Genomic DNA, 16,104 nt, shown 5'->3' with positions numbered 1-16,104 from the left:
GCTGTTTGGCGGCGTTAAGGCTGGCCTCTTTGCTGCGGTTATGGGCAGATCAACCCTAGCTGGCAGTGGCTTGCCGGATTGGTGCTTCGGGCAAATCAATGCCAAAACAACGCTGATAATATTCAGCAACAGTTGGCCGCTCGATTTCGTCACATTTGTTCAAAAAGCTCAGCCGGAATGCCAATGTCATATCGCCAAAGATGCTGGTGTTTTCCGCCCATGTAATCACTGTACGTGGTGACATAACGGTTGATAGGTCACCTGACATAAAGCCTTTTCGGGTGAGGTCAGCCATGCGAACCATCGCGGCCACCTGCTCACTGCCTTTTTTGTCGGCATATTGTGGCAGTTTCGCAGTCACAATATTGACCTCGTCCGCATGTGGCAGATAATTCAATGTAGAAACGATTGACCAGCGGTCCATCTGGCCTTGGTTGATCTGCTGGGTGCCATGGTAAAGGCCTGTTGTGTCGCCAAGGCCAACGGTATTAGCAGTTGCAAAAAGCCGGAAATGTGGATGTGGATGGATTACCTTGTTGCTATCCAGCAGGGTCAGCTTGCCATCTACCTCAAGAACGCGCTGGATCACAAACATCACATCGGCGCGGCCAGCGTCATATTCATCAAATACCAGTGCGACGGGGTTCTGCAATGCCCATGGCAGAATGCCTTCACGGAATTCGGTAACCTGTTTACCATCGCGCAGCACAATTGCGTCCTTGCCGATGAGATCAATCCGGCTGATATGGCTGTCAAGATTGACCCGGATACACGGCCAGTTCAGCCGTGCGGCAACCTGTTCGATATGGGTCGATTTGCCGGTGCCGTGATAGCCTTGGATCATCACCCGGCGGTTAAAGCCAAAGCCTGCCAAAATAGCGATTGTGGTGTCAGTGTCGAATTGATAGTTCGGATCGAGACCCGGCACATAGTCAGAGCCTTCGCTAAAAGCCGGAACTTCCATATCGACATCAATACCAAAAACATCTCTGGCATTGACCGTAATGTCGGGCGCCGACATAGGATGGGCTGGGGTCGGCGCAAATTTCGCGTTATCAGACATAACAGTTAGAACTCCACATTAAGCAAATTTCAGGTTTAGCTGGCGGCAGATTTGCCACCATTGGCAAGTGTTTTCCGAAGTAATGAATAGGCAAGGTTAATATCTTTTAGCCGTTCTTCGGCATGTGCGTCACCCCCATTTTTATCAGGGTGGTTTTCCTTTACCAGACGCTTATACTGTTTTTTGACAATATCAAAATCCTCGATCGGTGCCAAGTTTAAGGTTTTCCATGCGGCACGTTCTTCAGCGGTTAATTTACGCCTCGATTTTGCCTCGTCCCGATTGTCGAAATCAAACAATCCCAACGGGTCATCGAAATGATTTTCGCTTGGCTGGCCGGTGGCAAATTTCCAGCTTGGCCGCTCCCAAGTTGTCGCGCGCCGGATTTCAGCTTCAAGTGCGGCGCCCTGAAGCCCGTCATAATAGTTCCATGATTTATTATAAGCGCGGATATGGTCAAGGCAGAACCAGATGTAATCGCGCAGTGCATCGCGCGATTTTGGCGCCGGATAAACGCCCTCATCGCGGCAGCCAATAGCCGCACAGCGCCGCGGCTCGCTATCATTTTGCCGCTGATCAATCTTAAACTCTGGTACGGTGGCGCGTCTCATCCTATGATCCACTTAAAATCAGTGTCTTTACAAGCAAACGTAGCCCCCCAACATGGAGATAGCACATGGCAACGGCAGATACTATAGCGCAAAAATTGACCGCCGGGTTAAATCCGCAGGAAATTGACGTGCAGGATGTCAGTCATAAGCACGCAGGTCACGCTGGCTGGCGCGAGGGTGGCGGCACGCATTTTGAGGTTACCATCAAGGCTGCGGCCTTTGCTGGCAAATCCCGTCTACAGCGGCACCGGATGGTTAATGCAGTGCTGGCTGACGATCTTGCCAACAGCATTCATGCGCTCGAAATGCATCTAAGCGACTAGGCCAGCCGTCTCTTAAAAACTTTTGCCGCCCAAGCCCGTGTTTCGCCGTGTTCCGCTATTAATACCGGCTATTCGCGGTCATCGGCATAGCCAACGCAACTATTCAGCAGGTGACTGCGCTCGCGCTGCTTGTCGGCATCGGTGAATGTTGCGCCGGTGCGCCGTTCACGCGCCTCTTGCCCATACATTGTCTGATAGGCGATGGTCGCAACAGGGCCCAGCAATTCGGTAATATGCGTACAGCCGTGCCGTCCGCCGATTGCTGCTTGAACCTGACGCCGCCATCCCGGGCCAATCTTCAGCCCAACAAGCTCGTGAAACACTTCATTGGCCTTGGGGCAAACCGCATAAGGGCCGGTTACCGTGATGGCCTCGGCCGCGGTGATGACGCGTTCCTTGGTAATGGTGATGCGCAGGATCATATGGTGAACCGGCAAATCAGGCGTAACCTCGCCGCGAAAATCACTGGGAAACGGATAGGTTTTATGATCGGTCAGCGCGGCCTCGATATCAAACAGCCCATCATTGCGCACATAGCCATTTAGCGTGATCTGGCGTTGATGAACCAGCTCGCGCTCGACCGCCGGCGGGCTTAATTCGGTTGAATGATCCGCGCCGTAAGGCGTGTGAATTGCGGGATTTGCTTGTGGGTTAGCTCGGCTCATCATCTTGATCTTTCATTGATTTTAGCTTGCCCATAGGCGCAGGCTTGTCAGGCGGTTGCCTTCGCGTTTCACAATACGAAAGCGGATATCATGGAACCGGAATTCCTGTCCCGGGCTGGGGATTGTGCGGCTTTCAAAAAGCACCAATCCGGCCAGAGTTGAGGCATCCTCATCGGGAAGATGCCAGCCAAGCGTACGGTTCAAATCGCGAATTGTCACATTGCCGTCAACAAGCCACGACCCATCGGCCTGTGCGCTAAGACCGGCCAGCCCGATATCATGTTCATCATCAATATCGCCAACGATTTCCTCAAGAATATCTTCCAAGGTGACGATGCCGCGAAAATCACCATATTCATCAACAACGACGGCAAAATGTTCACGCCGTGTGCGAAACGCCTGCAACTGGTCGAACAGCAAAGTGGTTTCGGGAATGAAATAAGCATCACTGGCGATATTCTGCACCAGTTGCGGTAAATTCGCTTTCTTGCTGCCGGTTTCGGTTTCACGCAACGCGCGCAGCAAATCTTTGACGTGCAGAACGCCGATAATATTGTCAGGCTTGCCGGAAAAAACCGGATGGCGGGTATGCGGCGAGCCAAGCACAAAACGCAAAATATCCTCGATATTATCGTCAGCATTAACCATGCTTACGGTGCCACGATGGGTCATGATCTGATCCACTGACAATTCGTTCAGATCAAGGATCGATGACAACATTGCCTTGCGTTCGCGGTCATCGGCATTACCGTTACTGCCCTGTAATTCAATCAATCCGCGCAATTCTTCTTCACGGTCATGATCATCGTCCAGCCGCGGCCGGATCATCTGGCTGGCAAGCAGCCGCAGGCCAAGCGAAAGCGGGCTTAACAGCCGCACGACCAATTGCAGGGCCGGCGCAATCTTCAACGCATATTGATCGGCATAGGTAAAGGCATAGGTTTTTGGCATCACCTCGGCAAACACGACCAATAAAACGGTCATGGCAATGGTTGCCCAGACAAGGCCGCCTTCGCCAAACAGCGAGATCGCAATGCTTGTCGCCAATGCCGAGCCAAGAACATTGACGGCATTATTGCCAATCAGAATCGAGCCGATCAGGCCTTCACGGTCGGCGCGCAACGCCTCGACGATACGGGCCCGATCATTGCCTTTGCTGGCAAGCTGGCGCATGCGGGCGTCTGATGCCGCGGTCAGTGCCGTTTCGGCGCTGGAAAAAAATGCCGATGCGAGGATCAACAGGATGATAATGAGGGCTAAAAGCCACAGGCTAGACGCCATTTTCACCTCGTTGCAGCAGCGTTTTAACCGCATCTGGCGGCACGTCGCCGCTTACGAATGCGTCACCGATCGCGCGGGCAAGAATGAAATACATCCGGCCGTCGCGCATTTTCTTGTCATGTTTCATATGGTCAATCAATTGCGATGCTGGGGCATTGCCCGCACTAAGATCAGCCTGACCCGCAGGCAGTCCAACGGCGTGCAAATGCGCCTTGCATTTTGCCACATCAGCAGCTGTGCAAAATCCCAGATCAGCCGACAGCTCAAACGCTAACCCCATGCCAGCGGCAACGGCTTCGCCGTGAAGCAAGCTGCCATTATAGCCAGCTTCGGCCTCAAAGGCATGGGCGAATGTATGCCCGAGATTGAGTAAAGCACGTTTACCAGACTCGCGCTCGTCAGCCTCAACAATCCGCGCTTTGGCAAGGCAGGAAGTGTAGATGGCGTGCATGATTGCATCAGGGTCTAGTGCCAGCACTGCCGCATTATTGATCTCTAGCCAGTCAAAAAATTTGGCGTCGCCCAACAGCCCGTATTTCACCACTTCGGCATAGCCCGCGCGCAGCTCTCGCGGCGGCAAACTGGCCAGAAGGCTAGTATCGGCAAGCACGGCCTTTGGTTGATAAAAGGCGCCAATCAGGTTTTTGCCCGCTGCCGCATTGACGCCGGTTTTACCGCCAACTGAACTATCGACCTGGGCTAGCAGGCTGGTTGGAATCTGTACAAAATCGACGCCGCGTAACAGGCTTGCCGCGGCAAAGCCGGCAAGATCGCCAACAACGCCGCCGCCAAAGGCAATCAGCATTACTGACCGGTCAATTCCGACTGCCAGAATATCATCAAGCAGACGTGCTAGCACCTGCATGGATTTACTGGCCTCACCGGCGGCGATTTCAAAATGATCAATTTGACGCGCGGCGGGTTTTAGCCCGGCTGTCAGCCGGTCAAGATGAAGCGCCGCAACGGTTTTGTCGCTGACAATGACAATATGGCGATTGGCCGCAATCGGGCCAAGCATATTGCCAGCACGATCAATCAGATCAGCGCCGATGATGATGTCATAGGCGCGATCGCCAAGACCCACGGTTAGTGTTTTCTGTTGCATATTCCAGTGACCTACTGTCTTGGCAGATGACTGTCAAGCGCGTGCAGCAGCGCCATCATCGCCTTATGTGTTGATAAACCGTCAGTATCCAGATGGATATGTGCCTTTTCATAATAGGGTGAACGCTGCTGGTTCAGTCGTGTCAAGGTTGCCAGCGGGTTGTCATTATGCAGCAAAGGCCGCGATTTGGTGTTGCCAATCCGTGATAACAATGTTTCGGGTGGTGCCTTTAACCATACCACTAATGCAGTCTCTAACAGCAATTTTGCAGTCATACCGTGACAAAAGGCGCCGCCGCCAGTGGCGACGATCTGCGGACGGACTGACAATAAAGCCCTGATCGTTTTTAACTCCATTTCACGGAATTTTGTCTCGCCTGCCAGCTCAAAAATTTCAGCGATGCTGATGCCGGTATTTTTGACGATATGCTTGTCACTATCCTCGAAATTTAGTCCAAGCATTTTGGCCGTGCGCCGACCAACTGCTGATTTGCCGCTTCCCATAAGGCCAACAAGTGCCACAGGTCGGTCAAGTCGGGCAGCAACGCTATTGCCGAGTTTGGCCGCGGGGCTGGGCTTTTGGTGTCCTTGATTAACCGATGGTTTTGGCGTTGGTTCCATGCCGGCTATCATAACAATGCAACAGGCCAAGGGGAATAAAATAAGCAGTCTGATCAGTCAAGATTTGATGAAAAGCCGAACGAAAATATGAGGTGGCTTGTGACTTTGCCTAATTGCCGACATAATATTGTCATAAATACCTTGTTTCTGAAGCTTGGTTTCTAAAACCAGTATAGGCGACGGGCCAAATCAGCCAATGGTTGTATTAATCATGGCATCAACGCCGCTTAACATCAGGTACTGGGCGCTATCGGGACGATACGCAATGATCCAAATTAGTGGTGTGGTCCAAATTAGTGGCGTGACCAAAATGGGCGTGATCAAAATGGGCGTGATCAAAATGGGCGGGGCCAAAATGACAGGCCAGCCAGAAAATATGGGGATGAAATGACACGATTTGCAGTTTTGTTTTTTGTTTTGACTGGCCTAACCGCGGTCGGTCTTGTTGTTTTGTCGAATTGGCAAATTCCCGCCCCGACGGTTGCTATTAACAAGGTTATTTCGAATGAAACGCTTCCAAAATAAGTCAAATTCCCCATATTCGCGCCATTTATCCGGGCCGGGGTCTTTTTTTCATACTAATTTGAGCGCGGCGCCAATGCCCGCAAAAGAGATGCGCGCAAAAAATATGCGCGGCCTCGGCATGTTGACAGCCGGCTGGCTGGGTTTATCCCTCATCTGGACACCGGCGATCCCTTTGGCCATGACGCTGGCCGTAACCTTGGTAGCTACACCAGCCGCCGCGCAGCAGAACGAGCCGGTTAATTTACTGTCGATACCCCCCACACCCGGAACAGATACCCCGATCAGTATCGATCAAGCCGTTGATCAGGCCGTGAACGCTGAAGGCCTAGACCAACGCGAAGGGGCTAAACAGCCCAGTGATGCCGGGGAAGGATCTAACCTCGCAATGTCGCCAAATAATGCCTCAAGTACCGACCTTAATAAGGGGGGTGCAAAACCGGCGATTATTGGTCGCGCGGATGCTTATAATGGTAAATTGCGAGATCTGATACCGGATCAGAGCGAACAAGAAAATGACGCTCTAAACCGTGCCCAAAACGAGGCGACCGATGATTTAAAGACCGATATACCGGCATCGGTTGGGGAAACCGACCCGTCGCCGAATAGCGACCTCTCAGTGGTAAATGATCCTTATGGCAGTGCGAAAATTGGCCGCCGGAAAATTTCTGATGTCGGGCTTGCTGCAATCGGTGTTGGCAATACCGGCAATCGCCAGCTCGACAGCTTGATTTGGCGCGGCACATCGGCGCGTGATGCAGTGTTTTTGCTGCAAAAGGCAGCGGTTGCCAGCCATTCACAGGTGATCAGTGGGCTTGCTTATGAGGTCGTGGCGCGGCAATCAATCCCGCCAAGCGGGGCGAATAATGTTGCGGCCGATCTGGTTGAGGCACGGTTGGCTTTTCTGGCAAATGGTGGCCGGTCTGGCGACCTTGCCTTGCTTGTTTCCCAGCTTCCCGAGGCAGATAAATGGGCCGACTGGCGGCGTTGGTTGACCGAGCATTATCTGATGGTTCGTGATGATGTTGCTGCTTGTGAAATTGTCAGCCGTCAGGTCACGCAAACGATGGATCCGTTCTGGCACAAGTCAAATGTGATCTGTCAGGCGGTTCAGGGCAATGTTGTTGGGGCAAGATTTGGCGCTGATATTCTGGCGGCAAACGGTGTTGATGATCCCATTTTCTTTGGTCTGGTGGACGAGGTTCTGAACAAGTCTCCGGCGAATGTGATTGATCCGGCAAAATTGGACTCGGCGCATATTGTGCTGATGGATGTGGCGAACCGGCCGATCCCGCTGGAGGGGTTGGCTGTTTTGCCAAAGCAGATGGCCGAAACCATCATGAAGTTAAAGTTTTTGGGGCCGGATGCACGCATGGTTTCAACCTATGACGGGTTGCGTCGTGGGTTAATTACGCATCGCCAAGCCGGTAAATTATGGCGCAATGCCGGACAGGGCGCGGATGATGCGCAACTGGCATTGGCGCGTCTGGATGAAAGGGCCGATGCACTGACCACGGCGTTGGCATGGCGCGCGCTTGATGCGGATACGCGATCTGACCGTTTGGCGCTGGTCGCAAAGGCGTTCAAGGCCGAGATTGCTGCCGGTAACGGCGCTGTTCTGCTGCCGCTATATGCCGAGCTGGTGCGGAACGCGCTTGCCGACGAGGCGGTGGCTGCAAATATGCGGTTCGACGATTTGGATGTTGCGCCAAAAATGGCGTTTATGCTGGCGATAAATCAGCCAAGAGACACCTCAACTCTAACCGCTTTTGCCGGCAATGGCGATGCGCTCAAGGTGGCTGAATTATTGCGTGGCCTGTCTGATGGTGCGGTTGATGCGGCGGCAATCGGCGGCCTGAAACTGTGGCATATGCTGCCAGTTCTCGAGGCGACCGGCGTGGCCATCGAAGATCAGGCATGGCTTGATCTGGTCAAGGGTGAGCCCGAGCCTAAACAGGCCTTTATCGGATTGCCACCATTGTTACTAAAGGCGGTTATGGCGGCGGCGGAAAGCCGTCATGTTGCTGAAACAATCTTGCTGGCACAGTGGCTGTTGCACGATTTGCCGCTTGATAAAGTTAATCCGGCTGATCTTGCAGCGGTCATTCGGGCGCTTGATATGATTGGTCAAAATGAAGTCGCCAAGGGCTTTGCACAAGAGATTGTCGTCGCACATCTGCTGCAGCAGCTTGCTGCAATGGTACCGGATGGCACGCAAAGCTAGGACTGGTAAAACCGCCGCCAATGGCGACCCGTTAATCGACGGCTTCTTGCAGGCAATCTCGGCCATGCGCGCGGCGTCGGGAAATACGCTGGCGGCGTATCGGCGGGATTTAATGGATTGCCAGACCGGCCTTCAGCGCATCGATAGCGATCTTGCAACCTGTGACGCAGATGCGTTGCGAAAGCTAATCGTTTGGTGGCATCAGCGCGCGCTATCCCCGCGGTCGGTCGCGCGCCGGCTTAGCGCCTTGCGGCAATTTATGGGATGGGCGGTCGAGGATGGCATCAGGGCGGATAACCCGACCCGCTGGATTGACAATCCGTCCCTGCCTGCCGCGCTGCCAAAAAGCCTTAGCGAGGGTGAAATTATCCGGCTGCTTGAGGCGGCGGCGGCGATGACGCCTGATCTGGCGGCCTTGCGGGCACTTGCTATGCTGGAAATTCTTTATGCAACCGGATTGCGGGTTTCGGAACTGGTTGGCTTGCTGGTGGCGCAGTTTCGGCGCAACCCTGAAACCATTTTGGTAACCGGTAAAGGGGGGCGGGAACGCGTGGTACCGCTTGGCGATACGGCGCGGGCGGCGGCGGCACGTTGGCTTGAATGCCGTGATGAGACTGATGTTTTTGTGCTTTCCGACATGATGTTTCCGGCCAATGATGGCACGGCCATGACCCGGCATCAATTTGCCCAGATGCTAAAGAAACTGGCGCTGGCGGCGGGTATCGAGGCGGCGCGGGTAAGCCCGCATAAGCTGCGCCACTCCTTTGCGACGCATATGTTAAATCGGGGCGCCGACCTTCGAAGTTTGCAGAGCCTGCTTGGCCATGCTGATATTTCAACAACACAAATCTATACCGCTAGCCGCCCCGACCGGCTGGCCGGATTGGTGTCAACGGCGCATCCGCTTGCCAGTCGCCGTCAAGATCGGTAAACTACGCCAGTTTTAAAAATCACGCCGAACCCGTACGGCAATTCGAAATGCGCATCTGGCGGATTTAGAGTGGCCAAATACAAAGTGGCCAAATAAAGAATGGAATGATTCCTGAATGAGACATTTTCTTGATTTTGAAAAGCCGATTGCCAATCTCGAGGGAAAGGTAGAAGAGCTTCGCCATATGAGTAACGATGGCAGCATCAATATTGCCGATGAAATTGGCAAATTGCAGAGCCGTATCGAGCGGGAATTAAAACAAACTTATGAAAAGCTTGGCGCATGGGAAAAAGTGCAGGTTGCACGCCACCCTGACCGGCCAAAAATCCGCACGATTTTTGATCAGCTTTTTGACGATTTCACGCCGCTTGCCGGCGATCGTAACTTTTCCGAAGACCATGCTATTATTGGTGGAATGGCGCGGTTTCGGGGTCAGTCGGTTATGGTTATCGGCACCGAAAAAGGCACCAATACCGAAGAACGGATTAAGCGCAATTTTGGCATGGCGCGACCCGAGGGGTACCGCAAGGCGGCGCGGCTGATGGATCTGGCCGGCCGTTATGGTCTGCCGGTGCTGAGCTTTGTTGACACTGCCGGTGCCTATCCCGGGCGCGGTGCTGAAGAACGCGGTCAGGCCGAGGCGATTGCCAGTGCCATCCGCGCCTGTTTGAAATTGCCGACGCCGATGGTTGCGGCAATTATTGGCGAGGGCGGTTCGGGCGGTGCGATTGCGCTGGCAACTGGGAACCGGGTTGTGATGTATGAACATGCAATCTATTGCGTTATTTCCCCCGAAGGGTGCGCGTCAATTCTATGGCGCAGTGCGGATCATGCGCGTGAGGCCGCCGAGGCGATGCGCATCACATCCGACTGGATGCATAAGCTTGGGGTTGTTGACGCGGTCGTGACCGAGCCGCTTGGCGGGGCGCATCGTGATCCGGTGGTGGCGATTGACGCGCTTGGCGATGCGTTTGCCGCGCAGCTTTCGTCAATGGCTGGCATGGATGCGGCCGCGCTAATCGCGGATCGTAACGATAAATATATGCGGATTGGCGATAACGGCCTTGATTGATCCTTTTCGGAGGGCAATGTCTATTTGATTAGACGGGTTGTCCCGATCACAGGATTGGTTTGCAGTGACGGGATTGCCCGACGCGCCCTATCAACCTCATCGATATCAAGCATTGCGGCGATTACTGCATCGCCGTCATCAGCCTCGACAATAATCTCGCCCCATGGGTTGACGATCAACGAATGCCCATAGGTCTGCCGCCCATCGGCATGCGTGCCAAATTGGGCCGGGGCAATGATAAAACAGCCAGTTTCAATCGCCCGGGCGCGCAATAGAACGTGCCAATGCGCCCTGCCACTAACAGCGGTAAAAGCCGCTGGCACCATTAACAGCTTGGCGCCGTCACGGGCAAGCTGTCGGTAAAGATGCGGAAACCGCAGATCATAGCAAATGCTTAGGCCAACAGGCATATCGTCAATCATCGCAATGACCGGCGAGTTGCCAGCGGTAAAACTGGCCGATTCCTCATAGGTTTTGCCATCACCAACATTGGCGTCAAACATATGAATTTTGTCATAGCTGGTGATTTGTCTGCCGTCCGGTCCGAATAACAGGCCGCGATTGACCAATCGTTTGTCATCGCGTCGGCGCATCATTAACGATCCGGCCAACAGCCAGATGCCAAGCTGTTTTGCCGTATCAGCCAGCCATCGCTGGCTATAGCTGTCATCTTCCCATTCGGCATGGGTCGCTAATTGTTCACGGCTGGCGGCAAGATAGCTGGCGCATTCTGGTAGGGTGATAAATCTGGCCTGCTGTGCGGCGGCAACAATCAATGGACGGATGCGCGTCAATGTTTCTTCGGCGCTGTCGCTCGAGCAATATTGAACTGCGGCAACACTAAACATAATTGGGGCTAGACATAATCGGGGCTAAACATGATTGCTGGCACCATGGCGGGCTAGGACGCGGCTGCGAGCAGCTGGTCAAGATGGCCGGCCTGATCTAGCGCGAACAGATCATCGCAGCCCCCGATATGGTCATCATTGATGAATATCTGCGGCACTGATGTTCTGCCATTGGCGCGGCTTTGCATCGCCTGACGTTTGGCCGAGCTTAACGTCACGTCAATTTCTTCAAAGACGATATTCTTTGCGTTCAGCAATTTCACCGCGCGGCTGCAAAATGGACAGGCCATTGCCGTATAGATTTCAACTTTTGCCATTTTCACCTCACGGGACGCCGCCTTGATCGGGTGCAGCAATCTGGTAATTTGGATTTTGAAACAGCCATATTATACCGCAAAATGCGGTGCATTTCATAGTGTTCTATTGTTAAAAAATAGCGCCTGAAAGAGGGGGTATCACGGTTATAGGCTATCTCGTAGAACACGCTCCAGCACCAGAGCGCGAATTTGCCCAGCGCCGGCCCGCCGTAATGTTCGCGCCGCTTCATAGAGGGTGGCACCAGTGGTCATTACATCATCAATCAACAGCACCAGTTGCCCCGCTAGGCGGTCACGCTTGGCCGTTGGCACAGAAAAGGCGCCGGCCAGATTGCGCTGGCGTTGGTGACGGGAAAGGCCTGCTTGGGATGGCCCTGATTTTGGCCGTTTTAATATATCCGGGCAAAACGCATCTTGGTCATGATGCCAACACAGCATCCGTGCCATCTCGGCCGCCTGATTATAGCGCCGGTGCCAATATCGCCTTGCGTGCAAAGGGATGGGCACAACCAGATGATTGGCCTGTGCTAACGTGGTGAAATGCATCTTTAGAAACCGGCTAAAAAGCGGGGTCAGATGTAACGCATCACCATGTTTGAATTTCAGAATTAATTTTCGTGACTGGTCATTACAGACAAAGCAACTGCGGATTTCAGTTAACGGCGGCGCCGTTTGCAGACAGGCACCGCACAGGTGATCACCAATGGCATAGCCAAGCGGCCGCCCACAGCAGCCGCATAATGGCGGGGTGATGAAAACCAGTTCCCTCCAGCACTCAGCGCAGAGACCGTTATCAAAGCAAAACCGCCTGCATAACGGGCATTGTTGCGGCAATAAAAGATCAAGCATCGCCGCCGAATACCGCCGGACGAAACCGGGGCTTTGGGACCATTGTCGAAAGGGCATCAGCGGCCTCCATATGAAACGCTTTGACCTTCAGCCTAGCTGGCAAATGGTAAAGAATTGGTAAAGCTGTTCACGCCCCTATGGTCAATCTTGCGGTTATTTAGCGCTTGCGGTTTTGCGCCCAGCGCTTAAAAGATGCGTTTATTATGACCGATCCGATGCCACAGCTCTTTGATCCACTTGCCCAACGCCGTTACCGGCAACGGGCCGCCGCATCCTATGCCGATTTTGCGTTTCTAAAGGATGAGGCCGCATTGCGCCTTGCTGACCGGGTTGAGCTGATGCGACGTGATTTTGACCTGTGTCTTGATCTTGGCGCACATGATGGTCGGCTGTTGCGGCAGCTGGCGCCAACCGGAAAAATAGGCATGATGCTGCAAAGCGACCCTGCGGCCGGATTTGCATCACAGACTGACCAGCCCTTTGCCGTTCATGATTTTGCCAATTTGCCATTTGCCGCGGGCAGTTTTGATGCGGTCTTTTCGTGTTTGAACCTCCATTGGGTTGATGATTTACCCGGCCTGATTGTGCAAATTCGGCAGCTGCTTCGTCCCGACGGGTTATGTCTCATTAACCTTCTTGGCGGTAATAGCCTCACCGAATTGCGTGCCGCGCTGATTGCGGCTGAACAGGATATAACCGGCGGCTTTAGCCCACGCTGTGCGCCGATGGCCGATATCAGGGATGTTGGTGGGCTGCTAGGGCGGGCTGGTCTGGCGCTTCCGGTGGCTGATAGCGACCGGTTGACCGTGACCTATCCGAACCTGTTTCGTCTGATGGCTGACCTTCGCGGGATGGGCGAGCAAAATGCCATGCTAGGGCGGCTGCGTCATCCGACAAGGCGTGCTGTTTTCATGCGCGCGGCCGAAATTTACCAAGAACGATTTGGTCTAGATGATGGATCTATACCAGCCAGCTTCGAGATTATTACCCTTACCGGCTGGGCACCGCATGAAAGCCAGCAAAAGCCGCTGCGGCCAGGATCAGCAACCAGCCGCCTTGCCAGCGCGATTGGCGGTAATGAACAGGACCCCGAAATCAGCCCTTAGTAAGGGATCATTGTAGCGGTTCGTCTATAAGAGGTCTTGTATCGCTGAAATCAGCGGTATATCGGCGTCGGGCATCGGGTAATCGCGCAACTGCTGCGGGCGAACCCATTTTAACGCACCGCCTTCGATCGGTTGCGGCCTGCCCTGCCAGCGCCGACAAACAAACAGCATCATTAACAGGTGAAACGCTTGCCGATCATCGCTGGCCTCATAATGATGGCTGGCAAAGCTTAGCGGCGCGAGGCAAGATTCGGCAGTGTCGATGCCCAGCTCTTCGCGGAGTTCACGTATCAGTGCGGATTCAGGGGTTTCGCCGGCTTCGATTTTGCCGCCCGGAAATTCCCATAATCCAGCCATGGGTTTGCCCTCGGGGCGCTGTGCCAGCAATACGCGTCCATCAATATCGACCAGCGCTACCGCGCTTACTAACAGCATTGTCGGCCTAGCTTCGGTAATCGGCATTGATCGAGATATAGCCATGCGTCAGATCGCAGGTCCACACCCGTGCCGCGCCAAGACCATCGCCAACCGACACCGCAAGATCAATCATCTGATCCCTCATATGGGCGGCAATCGGCGCTTCGTTATATTCGGCAACGCGCATTCCATCACGCGCCACGCTATAGCCGCCAATATCAATGCTGATAGCATCCGACGGAATGCCAATCCCCAATTTGCCGATTGCCATGACAATTCGGCCCCAATTGGCATCCTCGCCAGCAATCGCAGTCTTGACCAGCGGCGAATTCGCAATCGCAAGCCCGATTTTACGGGCAGTAGCCTTGTCTTTGGCACCGGTAATATCGATGGTGACAAGTTTGGTTGCGCCTTCGCCATCACGAACAATCTGGATCGCCAGATCGTTCATAACCGCGGCAAGTGCCTTGCGGAAATCTTTTAACGCCGGATCATCAGTATCGGCAATGCGCCGGTTGCCCGCCATGCCGCTTGCCATCAGGAAAACGCTGTCATTGGTTGAGGTGTCGCTATCAACGGTAATCGAATTAAAACTATCACCGTTTGCGCTGCGCAGGCACCGTGCCAGAACGTCCGATGGCAAGGCCGCGTCAGTGCCGATATAGCCAAGCATGGTCGCCATATTCGGCGCAATCATGCCCGACCCTTTGGCAATACCGCATATGGTGATGGCAACCCCGTCAATCATACAGCTCGCATGGGCGCCTTTGGCAAATGTGTCAGTCGTGCGGATGGCATTGGCAGCAACATGCCAACTGGCATTTGCGCCATCACTGTTCGCATCATGAACCAGTGCAGCAAAATGGGGCAGCATCGCCGCAGTGTCTAAAGGCTCGCCAATCACCCCGGTCGACGCCACCATGATGGTGTCAGCCGGGCAATCAAGATGCTTGGCAAGACCGCTGGTCATCTCTTTGACAGCCGTGTCGCCGCGACTGCCGGTAAAGGCGTTGGCATTGCCAGCATTGGTGATGATTGCAGTTGCCTGTCCAGTATCGGCAATGTTCCGACTCCAGATCACCGGCGCTGCCGCCGTATCGGACTGGGTAAACACCCCGGCAACAGTGCTGCCAGCGGCCAACGTAATTAGCAGCAAATCATCGCGGCCCTTATAGCGCATGCCGCTTGCTGCCGTCGCAAGTCCGATACCGGCAATTGAGGGTAGATCGGGAAAATGCTCAGGCGCTAGAGGAGATATGGTCATGGCGGGGGCTATTGATTGGCGTTGCCCGTGGCCATAGCGTCTTTGCGAATGTCGTCAAAGCTCCGGATTTTAATATCCTGCTTTGCACGTAATTCCTCAAGAACACGGCCAAGGGCTTGGCTTGAAAGATTTTGCACGAGTTGATCACGCATTGCCTCAAGCGTCGGGGCCGGTGCAACATCCTTTTTATCAAGCTTGATGACGTGCCAGCCAAACTGCGTCTGCACCGGGGTTTTGCTAAAGCTGCCATCGGCCAGTGCAAAGGCGGCGTTTTCAAATGCTGGCACCATCTGGCCACGGCCAAATGTGCCGAGCGCCCCGCCATTCGGCCCGCTTGGGCCAGTTGACTTGCTTTTCGCCAATTCAGCAAAATCGGCACCACCCTCGAGTGAGGTGATGATGGCTTTGGCATCATCTTCGGTTTCAACAAGAATATGTGATGCGGTCACCTGCTCACGCGATGCGGTGTCAGCCACAAATTTCTGATAGGCATTTTCAATCGCGGCATCGGTAACTTCAGCCGCGACAGTTTCGCCAAGCCATGATTCGGCCAGCACACGGTCAGCGGCAATCCGCATCGCGCTGGCGACATCCTTCTTGGTGTCATGCTTTGCTGCGCGCGCGGCATTGGCGGCAATGCGGGCATCAATCATATCGGTGACCAGCTGATCAAAATAATTGGCCAATGGTGTTTGCCGGAATTCATCGGGCAAGCGTTCTGCCTGATGCATCACATCCTCAAGCCACAGCGTTTCACCATTGACTGTACCAACCGGAATACCGCCCTCATTCGCATGAACCGTCGTACCGATACCGGCACAAAGAACCGCACCTGTTAACAGGGTGATAAACCGACGGGCAAAAATACCATTGCGCATGCGTAAAT

General features: G+C 54.0%; 19 protein-coding genes. 7 read left to right on the top strand and 12 right to left on the bottom strand.

Going from position 1 to position 16,104, the window contains the following annotated elements:
* Positions 1-55: 55 nt before the first annotated feature.
* Positions 56-1,063, bottom strand: coding sequence for a cobaltochelatase subunit CobS (gene cobS, locus AB8881_06380; protein ID XDZ62185.1), 1,008 nt, complete (start codon positions 1,061-1,063; stop codon positions 56-58).
* 35 nt (positions 1,064-1,098) lie between these two features.
* Positions 1,099-1,674, bottom strand: a complete 576-nt coding sequence (locus AB8881_06375; protein XDZ62184.1) for a DnaJ domain-containing protein — start codon at positions 1,672-1,674, stop codon at positions 1,099-1,101.
* Positions 1,675-1,739: 65 nt separating this feature from the next.
* Here AB8881_06375 and AB8881_06370 point away from each other — a divergent pair, with 65 nt between their 5' ends.
* Positions 1,740-1,997 carry a BolA family protein gene (locus tag AB8881_06370; protein ID XDZ62183.1) on the top strand — a complete coding sequence of 86 codons (258 nt, stop codon included), beginning with the start codon at positions 1,740-1,742 and terminating at the stop codon, positions 1,995-1,997.
* 68 nt (positions 1,998-2,065) lie between these two features.
* Here AB8881_06370 and AB8881_06365 read toward each other — a convergent pair whose 3' ends face one another.
* From AB8881_06365 to AB8881_06350, 4 genes are read right to left on the bottom strand one after another with little or no spacing between them, the layout of a single operon-like run.
* The gene (locus AB8881_06365; GenBank protein ID XDZ62182.1) at positions 2,066-2,665 is read right to left on the bottom strand and encodes a DUF2889 domain-containing protein; all 600 of its coding nucleotides are present in this window, start codon (positions 2,663-2,665) and stop codon (positions 2,066-2,068) included.
* Positions 2,666-2,683: 18 nt separating this feature from the next.
* A complete protein-coding gene (locus AB8881_06360) occupies positions 2,684-3,943 on the bottom strand; it encodes an HlyC/CorC family transporter (protein ID XDZ62181.1) in 1,260 nt (419 codons plus the stop codon).
* Positions 3,933-5,048: a 3-dehydroquinate synthase gene (aroB, locus tag AB8881_06355; GenBank protein ID XDZ62180.1), complete on the bottom strand. Its 1,116-nt coding sequence runs from the start codon at positions 5,046-5,048 to the stop codon at positions 3,933-3,935. Before aroB ends, AB8881_06360 begins: the two co-directional genes overlap by 11 nt.
* A gap of 11 nt (positions 5,049-5,059) precedes the next feature.
* Positions 5,060-5,668 carry a shikimate kinase gene (locus AB8881_06350; protein XDZ62179.1) on the bottom strand — a complete coding sequence of 203 codons (609 nt, stop codon included), beginning with the start codon at positions 5,666-5,668 and terminating at the stop codon, positions 5,060-5,062.
* Between the two features lie 211 nt (positions 5,669-5,879).
* Here AB8881_06350 and AB8881_06345 point away from each other — a divergent pair, with 211 nt between their 5' ends.
* The 5 genes from AB8881_06345 (at position 5,880) to AB8881_06325 (ending at position 10,417) form a co-directional block, all read left to right on the top strand.
* Positions 5,880-6,059: a hypothetical protein gene (locus AB8881_06345; protein ID XDZ62178.1), complete on the top strand. Its 180-nt coding sequence runs from the start codon at positions 5,880-5,882 to the stop codon at positions 6,057-6,059.
* A complete protein-coding gene (locus AB8881_06340) occupies positions 6,056-6,193 on the top strand; it encodes a hypothetical protein (GenBank protein XDZ62177.1) in 138 nt (45 codons plus the stop codon). Before AB8881_06345 ends, AB8881_06340 begins: the two co-directional genes overlap by 4 nt.
* A 73-nt stretch (positions 6,194-6,266) precedes the next feature.
* A complete protein-coding gene (locus tag AB8881_06335) occupies positions 6,267-8,414 on the top strand; it encodes a hypothetical protein (GenBank protein ID XDZ62176.1) in 2,148 nt (715 codons plus the stop codon).
* Complete coding sequence (locus tag AB8881_06330) at positions 8,398-9,345, top strand: tyrosine recombinase (protein XDZ62175.1); 948 nt, start codon at positions 8,398-8,400, stop codon at positions 9,343-9,345. Before AB8881_06335 ends, AB8881_06330 begins: the two co-directional genes overlap by 17 nt.
* A gap of 115 nt (positions 9,346-9,460) precedes the next feature.
* Positions 9,461-10,417 (top strand): acetyl-CoA carboxylase carboxyltransferase subunit alpha, encoded by a 957-nt coding sequence (locus AB8881_06325; GenBank protein ID XDZ62174.1) that lies wholly within the window; start codon positions 9,461-9,463, stop codon positions 10,415-10,417.
* A gap of 20 nt (positions 10,418-10,437) precedes the next feature.
* Here AB8881_06325 and AB8881_06320 read toward each other — a convergent pair whose 3' ends face one another.
* The 3 genes from AB8881_06320 to AB8881_06310 form a co-directional block, all read right to left on the bottom strand.
* Positions 10,438-11,265 carry a carbon-nitrogen hydrolase family protein gene (locus AB8881_06320; GenBank protein XDZ62173.1) on the bottom strand — a complete coding sequence of 276 codons (828 nt, stop codon included), beginning with the start codon at positions 11,263-11,265 and terminating at the stop codon, positions 10,438-10,440.
* A 53-nt stretch (positions 11,266-11,318) separates the two neighbouring features.
* A complete protein-coding gene (gene grxC, locus AB8881_06315) occupies positions 11,319-11,582 on the bottom strand; it encodes a glutaredoxin 3 (protein ID XDZ62172.1) in 264 nt (87 codons plus the stop codon).
* A 144-nt stretch (positions 11,583-11,726) separates the two neighbouring features.
* Complete coding sequence (locus AB8881_06310) at positions 11,727-12,488, bottom strand: ComF family protein (GenBank protein ID XDZ62171.1); 762 nt, start codon at positions 12,486-12,488, stop codon at positions 11,727-11,729.
* 146 nt (positions 12,489-12,634) lie between these two features.
* On the opposite strand from AB8881_06310, the gene AB8881_06305 reads away from it, so the two are divergent.
* Positions 12,635-13,537 carry a methyltransferase domain-containing protein gene (locus tag AB8881_06305; protein ID XDZ62170.1) on the top strand — a complete coding sequence of 301 codons (903 nt, stop codon included), beginning with the start codon at positions 12,635-12,637 and terminating at the stop codon, positions 13,535-13,537.
* Positions 13,538-13,561: 24 nt separating this feature from the next.
* On the opposite strand, the gene AB8881_06300 is transcribed toward AB8881_06305, so the two are convergent.
* Genes AB8881_06300 through AB8881_06290 form a run of 3 tightly spaced genes read right to left on the bottom strand, consistent with a single transcriptional unit; the run spans position 13,562 to position 16,096 of the window.
* Positions 13,562-14,017 (bottom strand): (deoxy)nucleoside triphosphate pyrophosphohydrolase, encoded by a 456-nt coding sequence (locus tag AB8881_06300; protein XDZ62169.1) that lies wholly within the window; start codon positions 14,015-14,017, stop codon positions 13,562-13,564.
* Entirely contained in the window at positions 13,980-15,218 is a 1,239-nt protein-coding gene (argJ, locus tag AB8881_06295; GenBank protein ID XDZ62168.1) for a bifunctional glutamate N-acetyltransferase/amino-acid acetyltransferase ArgJ, read from the bottom strand. The genes AB8881_06300 and argJ overlap by 38 nt, the downstream gene beginning before the upstream one ends.
* An 8-nt stretch (positions 15,219-15,226) precedes the next feature.
* Positions 15,227-16,096: a peptidylprolyl isomerase gene (locus AB8881_06290; GenBank protein ID XDZ62167.1), complete on the bottom strand. Its 870-nt coding sequence runs from the start codon at positions 16,094-16,096 to the stop codon at positions 15,227-15,229.
* Between the last annotated feature and the right edge of the window lie 8 nt (positions 16,097-16,104).

The sequence above is a fragment of the Alphaproteobacteria bacterium LSUCC0396 genome, assembly GCA_041228345.1.
Taxonomy (GTDB): Bacteria; Pseudomonadota; Alphaproteobacteria; order Puniceispirillales; family Puniceispirillaceae; genus UBA3439.
Note: the sequence above shows the minus strand (reverse complement) of the source record. Positions and strands in the feature narration are given on the sequence as shown.

Excerpts from the sequence above, each read along its gene's own strand:
- cobS (XDZ62185.1), bottom strand. The coding sequence starts at position 1,063 with ATGTCTGATAACGCGAAATTTGCGCCGACCCCAGCCCATCCTATGTCG.
- AB8881_06375 (XDZ62184.1), bottom strand. The coding sequence starts at position 1,674 with ATGAGACGCGCCACCGTACCAGAGTTTAAGATTGATCAGCGGCAAAAT.
- AB8881_06370 (XDZ62183.1), top strand. The coding sequence starts at position 1,740 with ATGGCAACGGCAGATACTATAGCGCAAAAATTGACCGCCGGGTTAAAT.
- AB8881_06365 (XDZ62182.1), bottom strand. The coding sequence starts at position 2,665 with ATGATGAGCCGAGCTAACCCACAAGCAAATCCCGCAATTCACACGCCT.
- AB8881_06360 (XDZ62181.1), bottom strand. The coding sequence starts at position 3,943 with ATGGCGTCTAGCCTGTGGCTTTTAGCCCTCATTATCATCCTGTTGATC.
- aroB (XDZ62180.1), bottom strand. The coding sequence starts at position 5,048 with ATGCAACAGAAAACACTAACCGTGGGTCTTGGCGATCGCGCCTATGAC.
- AB8881_06350 (XDZ62179.1), bottom strand. The coding sequence starts at position 5,668 with ATGGAACCAACGCCAAAACCATCGGTTAATCAAGGACACCAAAAGCCC.
- AB8881_06345 (XDZ62178.1), top strand. The coding sequence starts at position 5,880 with ATGGCATCAACGCCGCTTAACATCAGGTACTGGGCGCTATCGGGACGA.
- AB8881_06340 (XDZ62177.1), top strand. The coding sequence starts at position 6,056 with ATGACACGATTTGCAGTTTTGTTTTTTGTTTTGACTGGCCTAACCGCG.
- AB8881_06335 (XDZ62176.1), top strand. The coding sequence starts at position 6,267 with ATGCCCGCAAAAGAGATGCGCGCAAAAAATATGCGCGGCCTCGGCATG.
- AB8881_06330 (XDZ62175.1), top strand. The coding sequence starts at position 8,398 with ATGGCACGCAAAGCTAGGACTGGTAAAACCGCCGCCAATGGCGACCCG.
- AB8881_06325 (XDZ62174.1), top strand. The coding sequence starts at position 9,461 with ATGAGACATTTTCTTGATTTTGAAAAGCCGATTGCCAATCTCGAGGGA.
- AB8881_06320 (XDZ62173.1), bottom strand. The coding sequence starts at position 11,265 with ATGTTTAGTGTTGCCGCAGTTCAATATTGCTCGAGCGACAGCGCCGAA.
- grxC (XDZ62172.1), bottom strand. The coding sequence starts at position 11,582 with ATGGCAAAAGTTGAAATCTATACGGCAATGGCCTGTCCATTTTGCAGC.
- AB8881_06310 (XDZ62171.1), bottom strand. The coding sequence starts at position 12,488 with ATGCCCTTTCGACAATGGTCCCAAAGCCCCGGTTTCGTCCGGCGGTAT.
- AB8881_06305 (XDZ62170.1), top strand. The coding sequence starts at position 12,635 with ATGACCGATCCGATGCCACAGCTCTTTGATCCACTTGCCCAACGCCGT.
- AB8881_06300 (XDZ62169.1), bottom strand. The coding sequence starts at position 14,017 with ATGGCTATATCTCGATCAATGCCGATTACCGAAGCTAGGCCGACAATG.
- argJ (XDZ62168.1), bottom strand. The coding sequence starts at position 15,218 with ATGACCATATCTCCTCTAGCGCCTGAGCATTTTCCCGATCTACCCTCA.
- AB8881_06290 (XDZ62167.1), bottom strand. The coding sequence starts at position 16,096 with ATGCGCAATGGTATTTTTGCCCGTCGGTTTATCACCCTGTTAACAGGT.